Here is a 14870-nt window from a genome sequence, read left to right as displayed (position 1 = left end):
ATCCTTTCGCTGATGCTCGCGGTGCCGCTCGTCGCGGCCGTCCTCTGCATCTATGCCGGCGACCGCAATGCGCGGATGATCGCGCTCGCCGCGACCTTGGTCGACTTCGTGCTCGGCTGCATCCTCTGGGCGCAGTTCGACATCGGCGGGGCGCAGTGGCAGTTCACCGAACGCGCCGACCTGTTCGGGCGTTTCCAGTGGGCGCTCGGCATCGACGGCATGGCGCTGATGCTGATCATGCTTAGCGTCTTCCTGATGCCGCTCTGCATCCTTGCGAGCTGGGATGCGATCAAGCAACGTGTCGGCCTCTACATGGCGATGTTCCTGATCATGGAAACGATCATGATCGGGGTGTTCTGCGCGCAGGATCTGCTGCTGTTCTATATCTTCTTCGAAGCCGGGCTGATCCCGATGTATTTCATCATCGGCATCTGGGGCGGCGCGAACCGCATCTATGCGGCGTTCAAATTCTTCCTCTACACGCTGCTCGGCTCGGTGCTGATGCTTGTCGCGATGATCGCAATGATCCGCGAAGCGGGCACGACCGACATCCCGACGCTGCTGGCCTATAATTTCCCGGTCGAGATGCAGACCTGGCTCTGGCTCGCCTTCTTCGCCAGCCTCGCGGTCAAGATGCCGATGTGGCCCGTCCATACCTGGCTTCCCGACGCGCATGTGCAGGCGCCGACCGCCGGCTCTATGATCCTCGCTGGCGTGCTCCTGAAGCTCGGCGCCTATGGCTTCCTGCGCTTCATGATGCCGATGTTCCCCGATGCCTCGGCGCAGCTCATGTGGATCGTCTTCGCGCTGTCGATGGTGGCGGTGGTCTATACCAGCCTCGTCGCACTGGTGCAGAACGACATGAAGAAGCTCATCGCCTATTCGTCGGTCGCGCATATGGCGATCGTCACTGCGGGCCTCTTCGCGTTCAACCAGCAGGGGATCGAAGGCGCGCTGATCATCATGCTCAGCCATGGCGTCGTTTCGGCGGCGCTCTTCTTCTGCGTCGGCGTGATCTACGACCGGCTCCACACGCGCGAGATCGACCGCTACGGCGGGCTCGCAGTGAACATGCCGGCCTATGCGCTGTTCTTCATGCTGTTCACCATGGCGTCGATCGGCCTGCCGGGCACGTCGGGCTTCGTCGGCGAATTCCTGAGCCTGCTCGGCATTTACGAAGCGTCGAGCGTCGTGGCGTTCGTGTGCACCACCGGCATCATCCTCGGTGCCGCCTATATGCTCTATCTCTACCGCCGCGTCGTGTTCGGCGAACTGACCAAGGACGATGTGAAGGCGATGCCCGACCTGACCGCACGCGAATGGACGATCATGGCGCCGCTTGCCGCCGTGGCGCTGTGGATGGGCGTTTATCCCGAAAGCTTCCTCGCCCCGATGCGCGGCGACGTGACGACGGTCGTCGCACGGCTTGCCCCGGCAAAGCCCGCCGGCGATGCGCATCTTGCCGCAGCCAAGCCGAAGGCGGCCAAGGCGCATGAAGGCGAAGCCGCCCACGGATCGAGCCATGCGGGAGGCGTCCAATGACCGCCGATCTCGCGCTCATCTGGCCCGAACTGATCCTGACGATCGGCGGGCTCATCACCCTGATGCTCGGCACCTTCGCGGGTGACCGGCAGGTCGGCCTGTATCAGGGGGCGTCGTTGCTGACGCTCGCTGCCGCCGCTGCCGCGGTCGTGGCGCTGTTTGGCGTCAACGCGACGGTCTTTTCGGGCACGCTGTCGGTCGACGGTTTCGGCGGTTTCGCCAAGCTGCTGATCTATGCTGCGAGCTTTGTCTGCATCCTCGTCGCGCCGCGCTTCTTCACCAGCGGCATGCGCGCCGAATATCCGGTGCTGATCCTGTTCGCGGCGCTCGGCATGGGCATCATGGCGTCGTCGCGCGACCTGATGACGCTGTATGTCGGGCTCGAGCTCAACAGCCTCGCCGCCTATGTGCTCGCCAGCTTCATGCGCACCGATGATCGGTCGAGCGAGGCGGGGCTCAAATATTTCGTCCTCGGCGCGCTGGCGTCGGGCATGCTGCTCTACGGCATTTCGCTGCTCTACGGCTTTTCGGGGACCACCGATTTTGCGGGTATCGCGGCGCGGATGGGCGGCGAGATGAATATCGGGCTGATCTTCGGCATCGTATTCGTGCTCGCGGGTCTGGGTTTCAAGATCAGCGCCGTGCCGTTCCACATGTGGACTCCCGACGTCTATGAAGGCGCTCCGACCCCGGTGACGACCTTCTTCGCCAGCGCCCCCAAGGTCGCGGCGATGGCGCTGATGACGCGCGTGGTGATCGACGCGATGGGCCCCGCGGTCGGCGCGTGGCAGCAAATCGTCATCTTCCTCGCGCTCGCCTCGATCATTCTCGGCGCGGTCGGCGCGATCGGGCAGACGAATATCAAACGCCTGCTCGCTTATTCGTCGATCAACAATGTCGGTTTCATGCTGATCGGCCTTGCTGCCGGGACCCAGCAGGGGGTCGAGGGCGTGCTGACCTATCTGCTCGTCTATGTCGTGACGACGCTGGGCGCCTTCCTCGTGGTGCTGCAACTGCGCGATGCAGAGGGCAATCAGGTCGAAAGCATCCCGGCGCTCGCCGGCCTGTCGCAGCGCCGCCCGGGGCTTGCTGCGGCGATGGCGGTCTTCCTGTTCAGCCTTGCCGGCATCCCGCCGCTCTTCGGTTTCTGGCCGAAATATCTGGTCTTCGAGGCTGCAGTGAACGCCAATCTCGTGCCGCTCGCGGTTGCCGGTATCGTCGCTTCGGTGATCGGCGCCTTCTATTATATCGCGATCATCAAGACGATGTACTTCGACGACAAGTCGGACGTCGAAGTGACCGGCGGCGGCAATGTCGTCGAGGGTACGATCGTCGCGGTCAGCGCGCTGTGGCTATCGGTGATCGGCTATCTGTTCATTCCCATGCTGGCGATCGCTTCGGCGGGCGCTGCGTCGGTGCTGTTCTGATCCCCCCGATCGAGCGGGTAGCGCAGACAGGTTCGACCAACGCCGACCTGCTGGCGCGACTGGCGGGCGGCGAACATGTCGGCGAAGGCCACTGGCTTGTCGCCGAGCGCCAGACCGCCGGACGCGGCCGCCTGGGCCGCGGATGGAACGACGGACAGGGCAATTTCATGGGCTCGACCGTCGTCCACCTGACCGCCGGCGATCCGTCGCCCGCGACGCTCGCGCTGGTCGCGGGGATCGCCTTGGCGAAGGCGGTGACGGCGATGGCGCCCGGGCTCGACGCCCAGCTCAAATGGCCGAACGACCTGCTCGTCGACGGCGCCAAATGCGCCGGCATATTGATGGAGCGCACGGGCAATGCGGTGGTGATCGGGATCGGCGTCAATCTGGTCGCCGCGCCCGAGCTGCCCGATCGCCCGACGGCGGCGCTCGCCGCCAAGGGCGCAGTGCTCGACCGCGATCGCTTCGCCGAGGCCTTGGCGATCGCGATGGTCGATACGTTATGGACATGGCGGCAGGAGGGTGTCGACAGCATCGTCCGCGCCTGGCTGCCGCAAGGCCACCCGGTCGGGACGCCGCTCCGCGTATCGGAGCAGGGGATCGACGGCAGCTTCGACGGGCTGGCGCCCGACGGCGCGCTACGCTTGCGCCGCGCCGACGGGGAGGTCATGCTGATCCACGCGGGGGACGTCGAACTGCAACGGCCCGCAACGGGAGGGAATTGACCGTGCTGCTCGCCATCGATGTCGGCAACACCAACGCCAAATTCGCGCTGTTTCGCGATACCGAACTGCTGGCACGCTGGCGGATCGCGACCGACGACCGGCGCACGGCGGACGAATATATGGTCTGGCTCGACCAGCTCCTGCGCATCGAGGGACACGACCGCGCCGGAGTAAGCGACGTGATCATCTCGACCGTGGTGCCGCGCGCGCTCCACAATCTGCAACTGCTCGCGCATAAATATTTCGGCGTCGATGCGCTGGTCGCGGGGCGCGACCCGGTAACCTGGGGCATCGCGCTCAAGGTCGACGAGCCGCAGTCGGTCGGCGCCGACCGGGCCGTGAACGCCATCTCGGCGCAGGCGGTCGCGCCGGGCAAGGACAAGCTGGTCATCAGCTTCGGTACCGCGACGACGCTCGACCATATCGGGCCGGACGGCGCCTATCTCGGCGGCATCATCGCGCCGGGGGTGAATTTGTCGCTCGAAGCGCTGGTTGCGGCGGCGGCGAAACTGCCCCGTATCGCCATCGAAGCGCCCGAAACCGATAGCGTCATCGGGCGCACCACCGAGAGCCAGATGCTGATCGGCGTCTATTGGGGCTATGTGTCGATGATGGAAGGCCTCATCGCGCGGATGAAGACTGAGATTGGTAGATCGCTTACCGTCATCGCGACGGGCGGCCTCGCGACGCTGTTCCAGGAACAAGCGCAGTTGTTCGACCGTATCGAACCCGATCTGACGCTCAACGGGTTGATGCACCTCTATAACCAACGGAACCAGAACAGATGACGAACCCCGGCAAGGAGTTGCTTTTCCTCGCATTGGGGGGCTCGGGCGAGATCGGCATGAACGCCAATCTCTATGGCTGCGACGGCAAATGGATCATGGCCGACCTTGGCGTGACCTTTGGCAGCCACGATTATCCCGGCATCGACATCGTCATGCCCGACCTCGAATTCATCGAGGACCGCAAGAAGGATTTGCTCGGCATCGTGCTGACCCACGGGCACGAGGACCATATCGGCGCGATCCCTTATCTGGCCGCCGACCTTGGCGTGCCGCTCTATGCCAACCGCTTCACCGCGGGGCTGATCGCGCACAAGCTTGCCGAGGAAGGGCTGGAGAAAGAGGTCGAGATCAAGGTCGTCGATATCGACGCCAGTTTCCGGATCGGGCCCTTCGGCATCCGTTTGGTCCCGCTGGCGCATTCGATCCTCGAAATGAGCGCGGTGGTGATCGACACGCCCTATGGCCGCGTTTTCCACACCGGCGACTGGAAGCTCGACGAGGAGCCGATCCTCGGGCAGCCGGCGACCGCCGCGGCGCTGACCGCGATCGGCGACGAGGGCGTCGATGTGCTCGTCTGCGATTCGACCAATGCGTTCAACGCCGAGGCCTCGGGCAGCGAGGGCGGGCTGCGCGAGGGGCTGACGCAGGCGGTCGGCGCGGCAAAGGGCAGGGTGGTCGTCACCACCTTCGCCTCGAACGCCGCGCGGCTGGCGACGCTGGGCGCGGTCGCCAAGGCGACGGGGCGGACCTTGTGCGTCGCGGGGCGCTCGCTCGACCGCATCCTCGGGGTCGCGCGCTCGGTGGGCTATCTCAAAGATTTTCCGCCGACGGTCGATTTCGACGAGGCGATGCGGCTGCCGCGCGACAAGCTGATGGTGATCGCCACTGGCGGGCAGGGCGAACCGCGCGCGGCGCTGGCGCGCATGGCTTCCGACGGGCACCAGATCAAGCTCGAGGCGGGCGATACCGTCGTCTTTTCGTCGAAGCAGATTCCCGGCAACGAGGTCGCGATCGGGCGGATCATGAATCAGCTCGCGGCGAAAGACGTGCTGACGGTGACCGAAAAGCAGGCGCATATCCACGTCAGCGGCCATCCGGGGCAACCCGAACTTGCGGCGCTCTATGGCTGGCTCAGGCCCAAGCTGGTCGTGCCGGTGCACGGCGAGATCCGTCATATGCACGAACAGGCGCGCTTTGCGCTCGAACAAGGCGTGCCCGACGCACTGATTCAGGAAAATGGCGATCTCGTCCGCCTGTCGCCGGGGCCTGCGAAGATTATCGAGCGCGTGCGTTCGGGGCGGCTTATCCTCGACGGCGACGTGATCCTTCCCGCCGACGGCGAGACGATCAACGAACGGCGCAAGCTGGCGCTCAACGGCCAGATTTCGGTCGCGGTGATCTTTTCGGACAAGCGCTTCGTCGACAGCGCGGTGAGCTATCGCGGCGTTCCGGTCGAGGACGAGCGCGAAACCTTCGTCGACGAGCTCCGCGAAGCCGCCGAACAGGCCGCTACCGGCCCGGCGCGCGATGAAGAGAAACTGCGCGAGGCGATCCGGCTCGGCGTGCGGCGCGTCGCGACCAACTGGACAGGCAAGAAGCCGATCGTCGACGTCATGCTCGTCGATATCTGAGATACGGAAGCACGACGATGAAATGGACCTCGGCACTCGCCATCTATCTGCTGTTCTGGGCATTCAGCGCCTTTTTCGTGCTGCCGTTTCACGGGCGCCGGGCAAGCGATGAGAGCACGCCGCTGGTGCGGGGGCAGGAGCCCGGCGCTCCCGCGAGCTTCCGGCCCCGGCGTATCCTGCTGCAGATGACGATCGTCGCGACGGTCGCCTTCGGGCTCTATTACCTTGCTTATGTGAATGGCTGGGCCGATCCGGATGTGCTGAGCGGGCGGGCTTGAAGCGCCGTCTGAATTGGGGATGTTGAGCGGACGTGCATAAAAGCGCGAAATGCGATAGAGGCGCGATCCCAATTTACCATTTCAGGAGGTTAAAGTGCAGATCGCGGTGCTCACGTTCGATGGCTACAACGAGCTAGATAGCTTCGTTGCGGCAGCGATCTTAAACCGCATGAAACCCAAAGGCTGGGCTGCGCACATCACTTCACCGACCCCAGAGGTCACTTCGATGAACGGGGTCACAGTTTGCCGCCAGAAGCCAATCGAGTTCGCAAGCGTAGCCGATGCTGTCTTGATTGGCAGCGGATTGAAAACTCGCGACATCGCGGCGGATGCTGATCTGCTCGACCGGATCAAGCTTGATCCCTCGCGCCAGCTTATCGGTGCTCAATGCTCGGGCACACTGATCTTAGCCAAACTCGGCCTGGTTGGAGAACTGCCGGCCTGCACGGACCTGACTACGAAACCTTGGGTGGTCGAGGCTGGGGTCAACGTGATCGACGCGCCATTCGTTGCGCATGGAAATGTGGCAACAGCAGGCGGATGCTTGGCGTCTCAATATTTGGCAATGTGGATGATCGCTCGCGGCGCATCGGTTGAGGATGCCGCGGAAGCTATGAACTACGTCGCACCGGTCGGTGAGAAAGAACTTTACATCGACAGGGCATTAGCAGCGATCACTCCCTTCTTAGCCGCAGAGGATGCACGCGCGGCTTAACAGGCGGCTGCATTCGACCGCTGTTTCGGCGTTCTGAATGACCGCAATCGGTCGAGACCCGTAGCCCGTCTGATTCCGTCTGAGCGCAATCAGTTCCGCAGCCGGTCGATCGCCTGCGCCATGGCGACATAGAGCTTGCCGATATCCGACGACAGCAGGGTCACGCTGATCGCCGACCCGTCGCGCGCGCCGATCAGCAGGCGCAGCATCGCTTCGAAATCATGGATGAACTGGTTCACGGCGGCGTGGAAATTGTCGTCATTCTGGTAGACGCGCAGGATTTCCTTCGCTTCGCTATTTTCGATCAGCTTCACCGCGCGCCGCGCAAAGACGCCCCGGTCGCCCTTCAGATAGGCGTCCCATGCCGCGTCGCTGACCTCGGTCGAGAGGATCTTGGTGACGTCGATCGCCGTCGACTTCAGCGCTTCGGTCAGCACGCCGACCTGCTTGGCCAGCGAATCGCGATCGGAGGCGGCGATTGCCTGTTCGGCTTCGAGTGCGCGCTGCTCGACGCTGGCGCTCGTGTCCATGATCGTGATGAACTGGCGCATCAGCCGGTCGGCGGCGGCGTTCGCGGCTGTAACCGCGCGCTGCGAGGCGTCCTCGATCGCGTTGAGCTGCGTCATGATCTCGGTCTTGAACGCCGCATCGATCGCGTCGCTGGCCGTCGCCTGCATCGTCTCGCGGGCGCCGGCGATCAGCCGGTCGAGCGTCTCGCGCGCCTGTTCGGCGGCCGAATCGGCGGTGCTGCGCACCTCGGCCAGCGTCGCGATCATCCGCGCCCCGCCCTGTTCAGCAAAGTCGTCGGCGCCGTCGCGCAGCTTTGCCAAAGCGGCATCGGCTTCGGCAAGCGCGGCGTTGACCTGCTCGACGAGCAGCCGCTGGTTCTCGGCATGGCTGGTCATCTGCGCTTCGTTGGTCTTCAGCGTCGCCTGCACAGCATTGACGTGCGACAGCGTCGATTGTGCGACGAGTTCGGAGGCGTCGAGCATCGGGCGCAGTTCGGACAGCGCGGTCTGCGTCGTCTTGCCATGCGCGGTCATGCGGCCAAGGGCGTGCGGCAGCGACTCGTCGAGTTCGCGCGTCACCGCATCGAGCGCGAGGAGCAGCGATTCGGCATGCCCGACAAGCTGCTGCGCCGAGCCGTTACCGCTCGTCACCTGATCGGCAAAGGCGCCAAGCTGCGCCTTGGTATCGGCAATGGCGCGGCCGATCACGTCGGTGCGTTTGGCGACGCTGGCATCGAGACCGGCAAGCTGCTGTTCGACGTCGGCGACATGCGCGCCGATGCGGGCAGCAAGCGCTTCGCTCGCTTCGCCATGGGCCGTCAACTGATCGCCGATCGCGTCGCCGGCTTCGCGTGCCGCTGCCAGCTTCGCGTCCATCTGCGCGGCAGCGGCATCGACGCCGTCGCGGAACTGTCGCCAGCTCTCGTCCATCTGACCGGTCACCGCGGCCACGGTTGCCGACATGTCGTCGCGTGCCGACGCGGCGCCCTTCGCGATTTGGGCCAGCGCCGTGCCATGCGCGCCGGTAACCTGCGCCGAAGCGGCAAGCAGGTCGGCTTCGGTTTCCTTCGTCTGTCCCTGCAGCGCGACCATCGCCTCGAGGACGCTCGTGGTGGCGGCTTCGCTGGTCTGGGCGGTTTTGGCGGCTTCCTCGCCGAGCGCCGCCAGTCGCGCCTCGAGATTTGCGCCCTGCTGGTGCGCGACCAGCCCGGCTTCGCGGAAATTCACCGCGAGCCGCTGCGCGACATCGTCGATGCGCGGCAGGCCCGCGAGCAGCCCGTCCATCCGCTGCATCGCGACGTCGCCCGATCGCGCGAGCTGGTCGTGCGCGTTGGCGATCACCGACGCGTTGCTGGCGAGGCGGTCGCTGCTGTCGTGCAACCGGGCGACCGTGTCGAGACCGAGTTGCTGGACGATCTTCGCTTGCTCGGCGAGCTGTTTCTGCGCGTCGGCGAGATGGAGGCCGAGCGAATGCATCGACTGGCCGAGCATCATATTCTCGTTGCGAAGCGACGTCGTGATCCGTGCGAAGCGCGCCTGTTCCGACCGGCTCGACCGGAGCAGCGCCATCCACAATATGGCGAGCAGCGTGAGCGGCATCGAGATGGTGGCGATCAGCGCCGGCCAAGCCTCCGCCGCAGGCGCCGCAGCGAAGCCGCCGGTCGCACCATAAAGCGCAAACAATGTCCAACCCGCCCCGAGCAGGATGAGAAGGGCCGGGGCGAGGCGATCGCGCCATGCCGAGGGCGGGGCATGCGTGTCGCTCGCGTCGTCCGCGTTTTCGGCTTCGGTAAGCGGCGACATATCCAGCCAATCCCGTTCGGCGGCGGGCGCAGTTTCGGGCGCAGGCGCTGCTTCGGGCGCAGCGGCCTGTTCCGGAACATTGCCGGCCGTTTCCTGGTTTGCCGCGGAATCCCGCCACAATCCGACGATCTTCTTTTCCCCCGTCATCCCCCCATCTTAGCACCAAATGACGCCCGAGAAACCGAAACTTAACCACAAGCTGCCAAGCCTGTGGAATGTCTTTCGATAGTGGCCCTCTCGACCGGTATCTGAGTTCCGCCGTCGGTGACGACGCAGCGATCACGCTCGAACTGCGCAGCGTCTTTACCGGCAGTGCGCGCGAGCTGGCCGATCTGATGCGCCGCGCCCGTTGCGATGCGAACTGGCACGTCGCGGCCCTGCGGCTGAAGGGGCTGGCCGCGACATTCGGCATCGTGCCGCTCATCCAGCTTTCCGAAGCGGCGATGGCCGGCGCGCCCGGCGATCCGGCGGTGCTGCGCCAGATCAACCGGGCGATCGACGAGGTCTGATCGCTCCACTTGCGCCGATCCGGGTTCAATCCCCGTTCAGCCGCGCCTCTCCATGATAAATATCGACCCCGGCTGTCTTGCCTTGGCAACGCGACGGGTTTAGCCGCGTTACCGAACCGCGGCCGAGCCCATTTGTGTGCCGAGGCGAGGCGGCCGTATCTTTGAGGAGAGATTTCGATGTTCAAGCGTTTTCGCTCGATGCCCGCGACGGCGATGGCCGCTGCGCTGGGCTGCGCGCTGATGATGTCCGCTGCCCCCGCCGGTGCCAAGGAAAAGAAGGACAAGGACAAGAAGGAAGAGCCCGCGAAGGGAGGCGGCATTTCGGTCAGCAAGGGCTTCATCCCCGCCGCGAAGAAGATGGAAGAAGCGTCGAAGGCCAAGGACGCCGCCGCATTGCAAGCCGCGCTCGCCGAAGGCCAGGCATCGGCCACGACCCCCGACGACAAATATCTCGCCGGCTTCTACCAGCTCCAGCTCGGTATCCTGAACAAGGATCAGGCCGTGCAGGGCCAGGGGCTCGACGCGATGCTCGACACGGGCGTCACGCCGGCCGAAAATGCCGGCAGCTATAACTTCTTCTCGGGCAACTTTGCCTATGGCGCCAAGGATTATGCGAAGGCGGTGAAGCGCCTCGAAGCGGCGAAGGCCGCGGGTTCGACCGAGGCGCAACTGCCGCTGCTGCTGATGGACAGCTATTTGCAGCAGGGCCAGCTCGACCAGGGGCTCGCGATCGCCAAGGCCGGCATCGAAGCCAGCCGTGCCGCCGGACAGCGTCCCTCGGACGAGCTCTATGTGCGTCCGATCCAGGCGCTGCAAAAGGCGAACCGCAATCCCGAGGCGCTCGACCTGATGACGCTCCGCATGCGCGACTATAATCAGCCGCAAGTGTGGCGCCAGACGCTGTTCATCCTGTTGCAGCAGACCGGCGAGAACAAGGAAATCGCGCTCGACACGCTGCGGCTGATGCGCGCGACCAAATCGATGCTCCAGCGCCCCGAATATTCCGAATATGCGGCGCTTGCTACCGAAGCTGCGCTTCCGGGCGAAGTCGTTGCGCTGGTCGCCGAAGGCAAGGCGAGCAAGGTCATTCCGACGCCCGACCCCAATTTCGACGGAATCGCGAAGACGCAGGGCGAACGCGCGGGCGACGAGGAATCGACGCTCACTGCCTATGCCGCCAAGCCTTCGACGCAGTCGAACCCGAAGGTCGCGGGCGCGACCGGCGACACTCTGGTCAGCTATCGCCGCTATGCCGATGCGGTGCCGCTCTACAAGGCGGCGATCGCCGCCGGCGGCGACAAGGAGCTCTGGACCTACCGGATGGGCGTGGCGCAGGCGCTGGCCGGCGATGCCGCCGGTGCGAAAGCCAGCTTCGCGCAGGTCACCGGCCCCCGCAAGCGGCTTGCCGATCTGTGGGTGATCAAGGTCGATGGCGGTGCCGCGCCGGCGCCCGCCGCGACACCCGCAACGGGAAGCTGATTCCTTTACCTGATGCAAAAATGGGCGCCGTCCTCCCCGGACGGCGCCCATTTTTTGTTGCGGACCGTCAGGCTAGTCTTCGACAGGGATGCCGGCGAGCTGCTTTGCGGTGCGGATCGTCAGCGAGGTCTTCACGCTGGTGACATTGGGCGCCGACGTCAGGTGCGCGGTCAGGAACGACTGGAAGCTCTGGAGATCGCGCGCGACAACCTTCAGCAAGAAGTCGATCTCGCCGTTCAGCATATAGCATTCGCGCACTTCGGGCAGGCCGCCGACATAATCCTCGAACGCCTTGAGGTCCGACTCGGCCTGGCTGCGCAGGCTGACCATCGCGAACACCGTGATGCCATAGCCGAGCTTCGCGGCGTCGAGGTCGGCGTGGTACGACCGGATAACCCCCGATTCTTCGAGTGCACGGACGCGGCGCAGGCACGGCGGGGCGGTCAGCCCGACCATCTGCGCCAGTTCCACATTCGTCATCCGCCCGTTTTTTTGCAGCTCGCCCAATATCTGCAAATCGATCTGATCGAATTTTTGGCTCGCCATTTTGTAACTTCCGCTGTCCTTGCAAGCCGCTGACCATAATATTATTTCAGGCGAATGCAATTGTCCCACAATGCGACGCGGATGGTTAAGGTGCTTTCATGACCCGTTGATTCACGCTAGCCGCTAAGGATACGCTAACCAACGAAATGAGGGTGGGGCCGGCTTCGCGTGACTGCTGACTCGATGATTACGACCATCTTGCGCCAGGCGCCTTCGGACCGCCGGGCGAGTATCGCTGCGTGGCGTCAACTCTCCGATATTCTGGCGCAGCGCGGCAATCAACTGCGCGATGGCGATATTCGCCGCAGCTTGCACGCGCTCGCCGTCCTGCGGCCGCAGGTCCCCGAAAATGTCCGCCGCGACTGCGCGCGGGCGATCGCTCGCCACGGCCGCTTCGCGCCGCTTGTCGCACTCTATGCCAACGACGTGCCCGCGGTATCGGCCGCGATGCTCGGCGGCGCGCGTTTGTCGGAAGCCGACTGGCTCGCGCTGCTCCCGGCGACGGGCGCGATGGCGCGGTCGATCCTTGCCGGACGTGACGACCTGCCGGTCAATGTCCGCCGCGCGCTGGCCAGCCTCGGCAGCGGATCGGTCGCCTTGCCGCAGCCGGCGAATGCGATCGAAACGCCGCTCGCCGTGGCCGAGCCCGGCGCGGAAATCGCCGCGGCTTCCCCGGCCAACGATACCGGGTCGAACCAGATCAGCGAACTCGTCCGGCGGATCGACAAGTTCCAGTCGACGCGCGGTCAGCCGACGGCGGCGCGCAAGCCGCGTACTGGTTTCCTTTTCGAAACCGGCCCCGATGGCGTCATCCACTGGGTCGAAGGGATCGCACGCGGCAGCGCGATCGGCCTGTCGATCGCCGAGGCTGCCTTCGGCGGCGAGCCGGGCACCGATGGCGTTGCCGCCGGCGCGTTTCGCCAGCGGGCGGAGATGATCAACGCGCGCATGATCCTCGACGGCACACCCGCTGATGCAGGCGAGTGGCGTTTCTCGGCTTTGCCCTGGTTCGACCCTGCGACCGGACAGTTTCGGGGGTACCGCGGCACCGCGCGGCGGCCCTACCGCAACGAGACGCCCTACGGCCATCCGGCAGCGCCGGATTCGGGCGATTCGATCCGCCAGCTCATCCATGAACTGCGCAGCCCGCTCAACGCGATCTCGGGGTTTGCCCAGATCATCTCGGGGCAGATGTTCGGTCCGGTCAGCGGGGCGTATCGCGGGATGGCGGAGACGATCGTCGCCGACGCGGCTTCGATCCAGGCGATCATCGACGATCTCGAAACTGCGGCGCGGGCCGGCGAAAGCGGGTCGGGCGAGCCCGCCGGCGAAACGGTCGACGTCGCGGCGATCGTGGCGCAGGTCGAGCACGACCTTGCCGCGCTGCTGGCGGAACAGCGGATCGACCTCAGCATCTCGCGCGTCGGCGGGTCGTTTTTCGCCCGCGCGGGCGACGCCAACGCGCGCCGGATGATCGGCCGCCTGCTTACTGCGCTGGTCGATGTCTCCGAACCGGGGACGATCATGGTCGGCCAGCTTGTCACCGAAACGGCGCATGACGACATGCTGCAACTGCGCATCGTCCGTCCGGCGTCGATTCGCTTCGCGACCGCCGCCAACCTGCTCGATCCCGGTTTCAGTCCCGAAGGCGAAGCGCCCGGCGCGGCTATTCTCAGCCTCGGCTTTTCGCTCCGTCTCGTCGACAGCCTCGCGCGCGGCGCCGGGGGACGACTCGAAATCGGGCATAACGCCTTGACCTTGCATCTGCCCTCGGCCAACCCGGGCGCTGGCAGCGGGCTGGACGTCCAGCAAAGCGAATAGAGCGCGGGCCGGGGCCGACGGGGGAAATTGCGGTGCAGCCTGCGGGCAATCTCTTGGCACAACCAGCAGCGTCGAGTCTGATCCGGCTCGGGGCCGGCGAGCGGCCGCGCTTCTGGGTGACGATCGACACCGAGGAAGATTTCGACTGGCGGGCGCCCTTCGCGCGCAGCGGCTATCGCCTCGACTCGGTTCCAGCACTTGCCGAATGCCAGGCGTGGTTCGAGCGCGCAGGCGTGCGGCCGATTTATCTGGTCGACTGGCCGATCGTCACCGACGACCGCGCGGTCGAGATATTGGGCGCTGCGGCGGCGGACGGGCGCTGCGAGATCGGCGCGCAGCTTCATCCCTGGGTGACGCCGCCGCACGACGAGGAGGTGAGCGAGCAAAACAGCTATACCGGCAACTTGCCCGCCCAACTTCAGCGCGCCAAGATGACGGCGCTGCGCGACGGGATCCGCGACCGTTTTCGCCTTTCGCCGCTCGTCTATCGGGCGGGCCGCTATGGCCTTGGCCCCGAAACGGCGGCGATCCTCGCCGAACTCGGCTTCCGCTGCGATACGTCGGTCCGCTCGGGCTTCGATTACCGCGCCGGACATGGCCCCGACTATCGCGGCGCGCCGCTCGCACCCTGGTGGATGCCGGCCGGGCAGGGCGATATCCTCGAGGTGCCCGTGACGACGGTGTTCGGCGGTTTGCTCGGGCGGGCGGGCAGCAGCCTTTACCATCGGCTTGCGCGGCAAGGCACCCATGTCGGCGCAGCGCTCGCGCGGCTGGGGCTGGTCGAACGGATCGCCCTGACGCCCGAGGGTATCCCCGCCGAGCGCGCCTGCCGCGCGGTCGATATCGCGCTCGACCAGCAGGTCCCGATCCTCAATTTCTCCTTTCATTCGCCGTCGCTGCAGCCCGGCAACACGCCCTATGTCCGCAGCGCTGCCGATCTCGACCTCTTCTATCGCTGGTGGGACGTCTTGCTGGAGCATCTGGCGCGGCGCGGGGTCGAAGCGACGACCGCGGCGGAGATATTGGCTATGGCCGAGCGCAGGGCAAGTGCGGTCTGAGCGCGTTGCGGCTTGCCAATCCGCCGCGTGCTCCGCTAT

13 protein-coding genes are annotated in these 14870 nt (G+C 65.4%); 11 read left to right on the top strand and 2 right to left on the bottom strand.

The genetic code is table 11. The features are described from left to right. The first annotated feature begins 12 nt into the window (after window positions 1-12). The 7 genes from V6U71_RS10280 (at window position 13) to V6U71_RS10250 (ending at window position 7106) form a co-directional block, all read left to right on the top strand. Window positions 13-1542, top strand: a complete 1530-nt coding sequence (locus V6U71_RS10280; protein ID WP_411342340.1) for an NADH-quinone oxidoreductase subunit M — start codon at window positions 13-15, stop codon at window positions 1540-1542. Next, window positions 1539-2969, top strand: a complete 1431-nt coding sequence (nuoN, locus tag V6U71_RS10275; protein WP_411342150.1) for an NADH-quinone oxidoreductase subunit NuoN — start codon at window positions 1539-1541, stop codon at window positions 2967-2969. Before V6U71_RS10280 ends, nuoN begins: the two co-directional genes overlap by 4 nt. Continuing rightward, complete coding sequence (locus V6U71_RS10270; protein WP_411342149.1) at window positions 2891-3694, top strand: biotin--[acetyl-CoA-carboxylase] ligase; 804 nt, start codon at window positions 2891-2893, stop codon at window positions 3692-3694. The genes nuoN and V6U71_RS10270 overlap by 79 nt, the downstream gene beginning before the upstream one ends. Before the next feature lie 2 nt (window positions 3695-3696). Next, the gene (locus V6U71_RS10265) at window positions 3697-4482 is read left to right on the top strand and encodes a type III pantothenate kinase (protein WP_411342148.1); all 786 of its coding nucleotides are present in this window, start codon (window positions 3697-3699) and stop codon (window positions 4480-4482) included. Then, a complete protein-coding gene (locus tag V6U71_RS10260) occupies window positions 4479-6113 on the top strand; it encodes a ribonuclease J (protein WP_411342147.1) in 1635 nt (544 codons plus the stop codon). Before V6U71_RS10265 ends, V6U71_RS10260 begins: the two co-directional genes overlap by 4 nt. A 17-nt stretch (window positions 6114-6130) precedes the next feature. After that, a complete protein-coding gene (locus tag V6U71_RS10255; RefSeq protein WP_054587883.1) occupies window positions 6131-6391 on the top strand; it encodes a DUF1467 family protein in 261 nt (86 codons plus the stop codon). 94 nt (window positions 6392-6485) lie between these two features. Then, window positions 6486-7106, top strand: coding sequence for a DJ-1/PfpI family protein (locus V6U71_RS10250; protein WP_411342146.1), 621 nt, complete (start codon window positions 6486-6488; stop codon window positions 7104-7106). 89 nt (window positions 7107-7195) lie between these two features. On the opposite strand, the gene V6U71_RS10245 is transcribed toward V6U71_RS10250, so the two are convergent. After that, window positions 7196-9565, bottom strand: a complete 2370-nt coding sequence (locus V6U71_RS10245) for a hypothetical protein (RefSeq protein ID WP_411342145.1) — start codon at window positions 9563-9565, stop codon at window positions 7196-7198. Between the two features lie 68 nt (window positions 9566-9633). Here V6U71_RS10245 and V6U71_RS10240 point away from each other — a divergent pair, with 68 nt between their 5' ends. Beyond that, on the top strand, window positions 9634-9927 hold the full coding sequence (locus V6U71_RS10240) for an Hpt domain-containing protein (protein ID WP_411342144.1): 294 nt from the start codon (window positions 9634-9636) through the stop codon (window positions 9925-9927). A gap of 177 nt (window positions 9928-10104) precedes the next feature. Continuing rightward, window positions 10105-11406: a tetratricopeptide repeat protein gene (locus tag V6U71_RS10235; protein WP_411342143.1), complete on the top strand. Its 1302-nt coding sequence runs from the start codon at window positions 10105-10107 to the stop codon at window positions 11404-11406. 72 nt (window positions 11407-11478) lie between these two features. On the opposite strand, the gene V6U71_RS10230 is transcribed toward V6U71_RS10235, so the two are convergent. Then, entirely contained in the window at window positions 11479-11952 is a 474-nt protein-coding gene (locus V6U71_RS10230; RefSeq protein ID WP_054727273.1) for an Lrp/AsnC family transcriptional regulator, read from the bottom strand. A gap of 183 nt (window positions 11953-12135) precedes the next feature. On the opposite strand from V6U71_RS10230, the gene V6U71_RS10225 reads away from it, so the two are divergent. Both V6U71_RS10225 and V6U71_RS10220 read left to right on the top strand, forming a co-directional pair. Then, window positions 12136-13773 carry a histidine kinase dimerization/phospho-acceptor domain-containing protein gene (locus V6U71_RS10225; protein WP_411342142.1) on the top strand — a complete coding sequence of 546 codons (1638 nt, stop codon included), beginning with the start codon at window positions 12136-12138 and terminating at the stop codon, window positions 13771-13773. A gap of 53 nt (window positions 13774-13826) precedes the next feature. Beyond that, window positions 13827-14831: a polysaccharide deacetylase family protein gene (locus V6U71_RS10220; RefSeq protein WP_411342141.1), complete on the top strand. Its 1005-nt coding sequence runs from the start codon at window positions 13827-13829 to the stop codon at window positions 14829-14831. Window positions 14832-14870 lie beyond the last annotated feature (39 nt).

The organism is Sphingopyxis sp. J-6, assembly GCF_046603995.1.
Classification (GTDB): domain Bacteria; phylum Pseudomonadota; class Alphaproteobacteria; order Sphingomonadales; family Sphingomonadaceae; genus Sphingopyxis.
The sequence above is the reverse complement of the archived record's forward strand: the minus strand, read 5'-3'. Positions and strand labels throughout refer to the sequence as shown.

Coding starts and splice junctions, on each gene's coding strand:
- V6U71_RS10280 (WP_411342340.1), top strand. CDS start 13: ATGCTCGCGGTGCCGCTCGTCGCGGCCGTCCTCTGCATCTATGCCGGC.
- nuoN (WP_411342150.1), top strand. CDS start 1,539: ATGACCGCCGATCTCGCGCTCATCTGGCCCGAACTGATCCTGACGATC.
- V6U71_RS10260 (WP_411342147.1), top strand. CDS start 4,479: ATGACGAACCCCGGCAAGGAGTTGCTTTTCCTCGCATTGGGGGGCTCG.
- V6U71_RS10255 (WP_054587883.1), top strand. CDS start 6,131: ATGAAATGGACCTCGGCACTCGCCATCTATCTGCTGTTCTGGGCATTC.
- V6U71_RS10245 (WP_411342145.1), bottom strand. CDS start 9,565: ATGACGGGGGAAAAGAAGATCGTCGGATTGTGGCGGGATTCCGCGGCA.
- V6U71_RS10240 (WP_411342144.1), top strand. CDS start 9,634: ATGTCTTTCGATAGTGGCCCTCTCGACCGGTATCTGAGTTCCGCCGTC.
- V6U71_RS10235 (WP_411342143.1), top strand. CDS start 10,105: ATGTTCAAGCGTTTTCGCTCGATGCCCGCGACGGCGATGGCCGCTGCG.
- V6U71_RS10230 (WP_054727273.1), bottom strand. CDS start 11,952: ATGGCGAGCCAAAAATTCGATCAGATCGATTTGCAGATATTGGGCGAG.
- V6U71_RS10225 (WP_411342142.1), top strand. CDS start 12,136: ATGATTACGACCATCTTGCGCCAGGCGCCTTCGGACCGCCGGGCGAGT.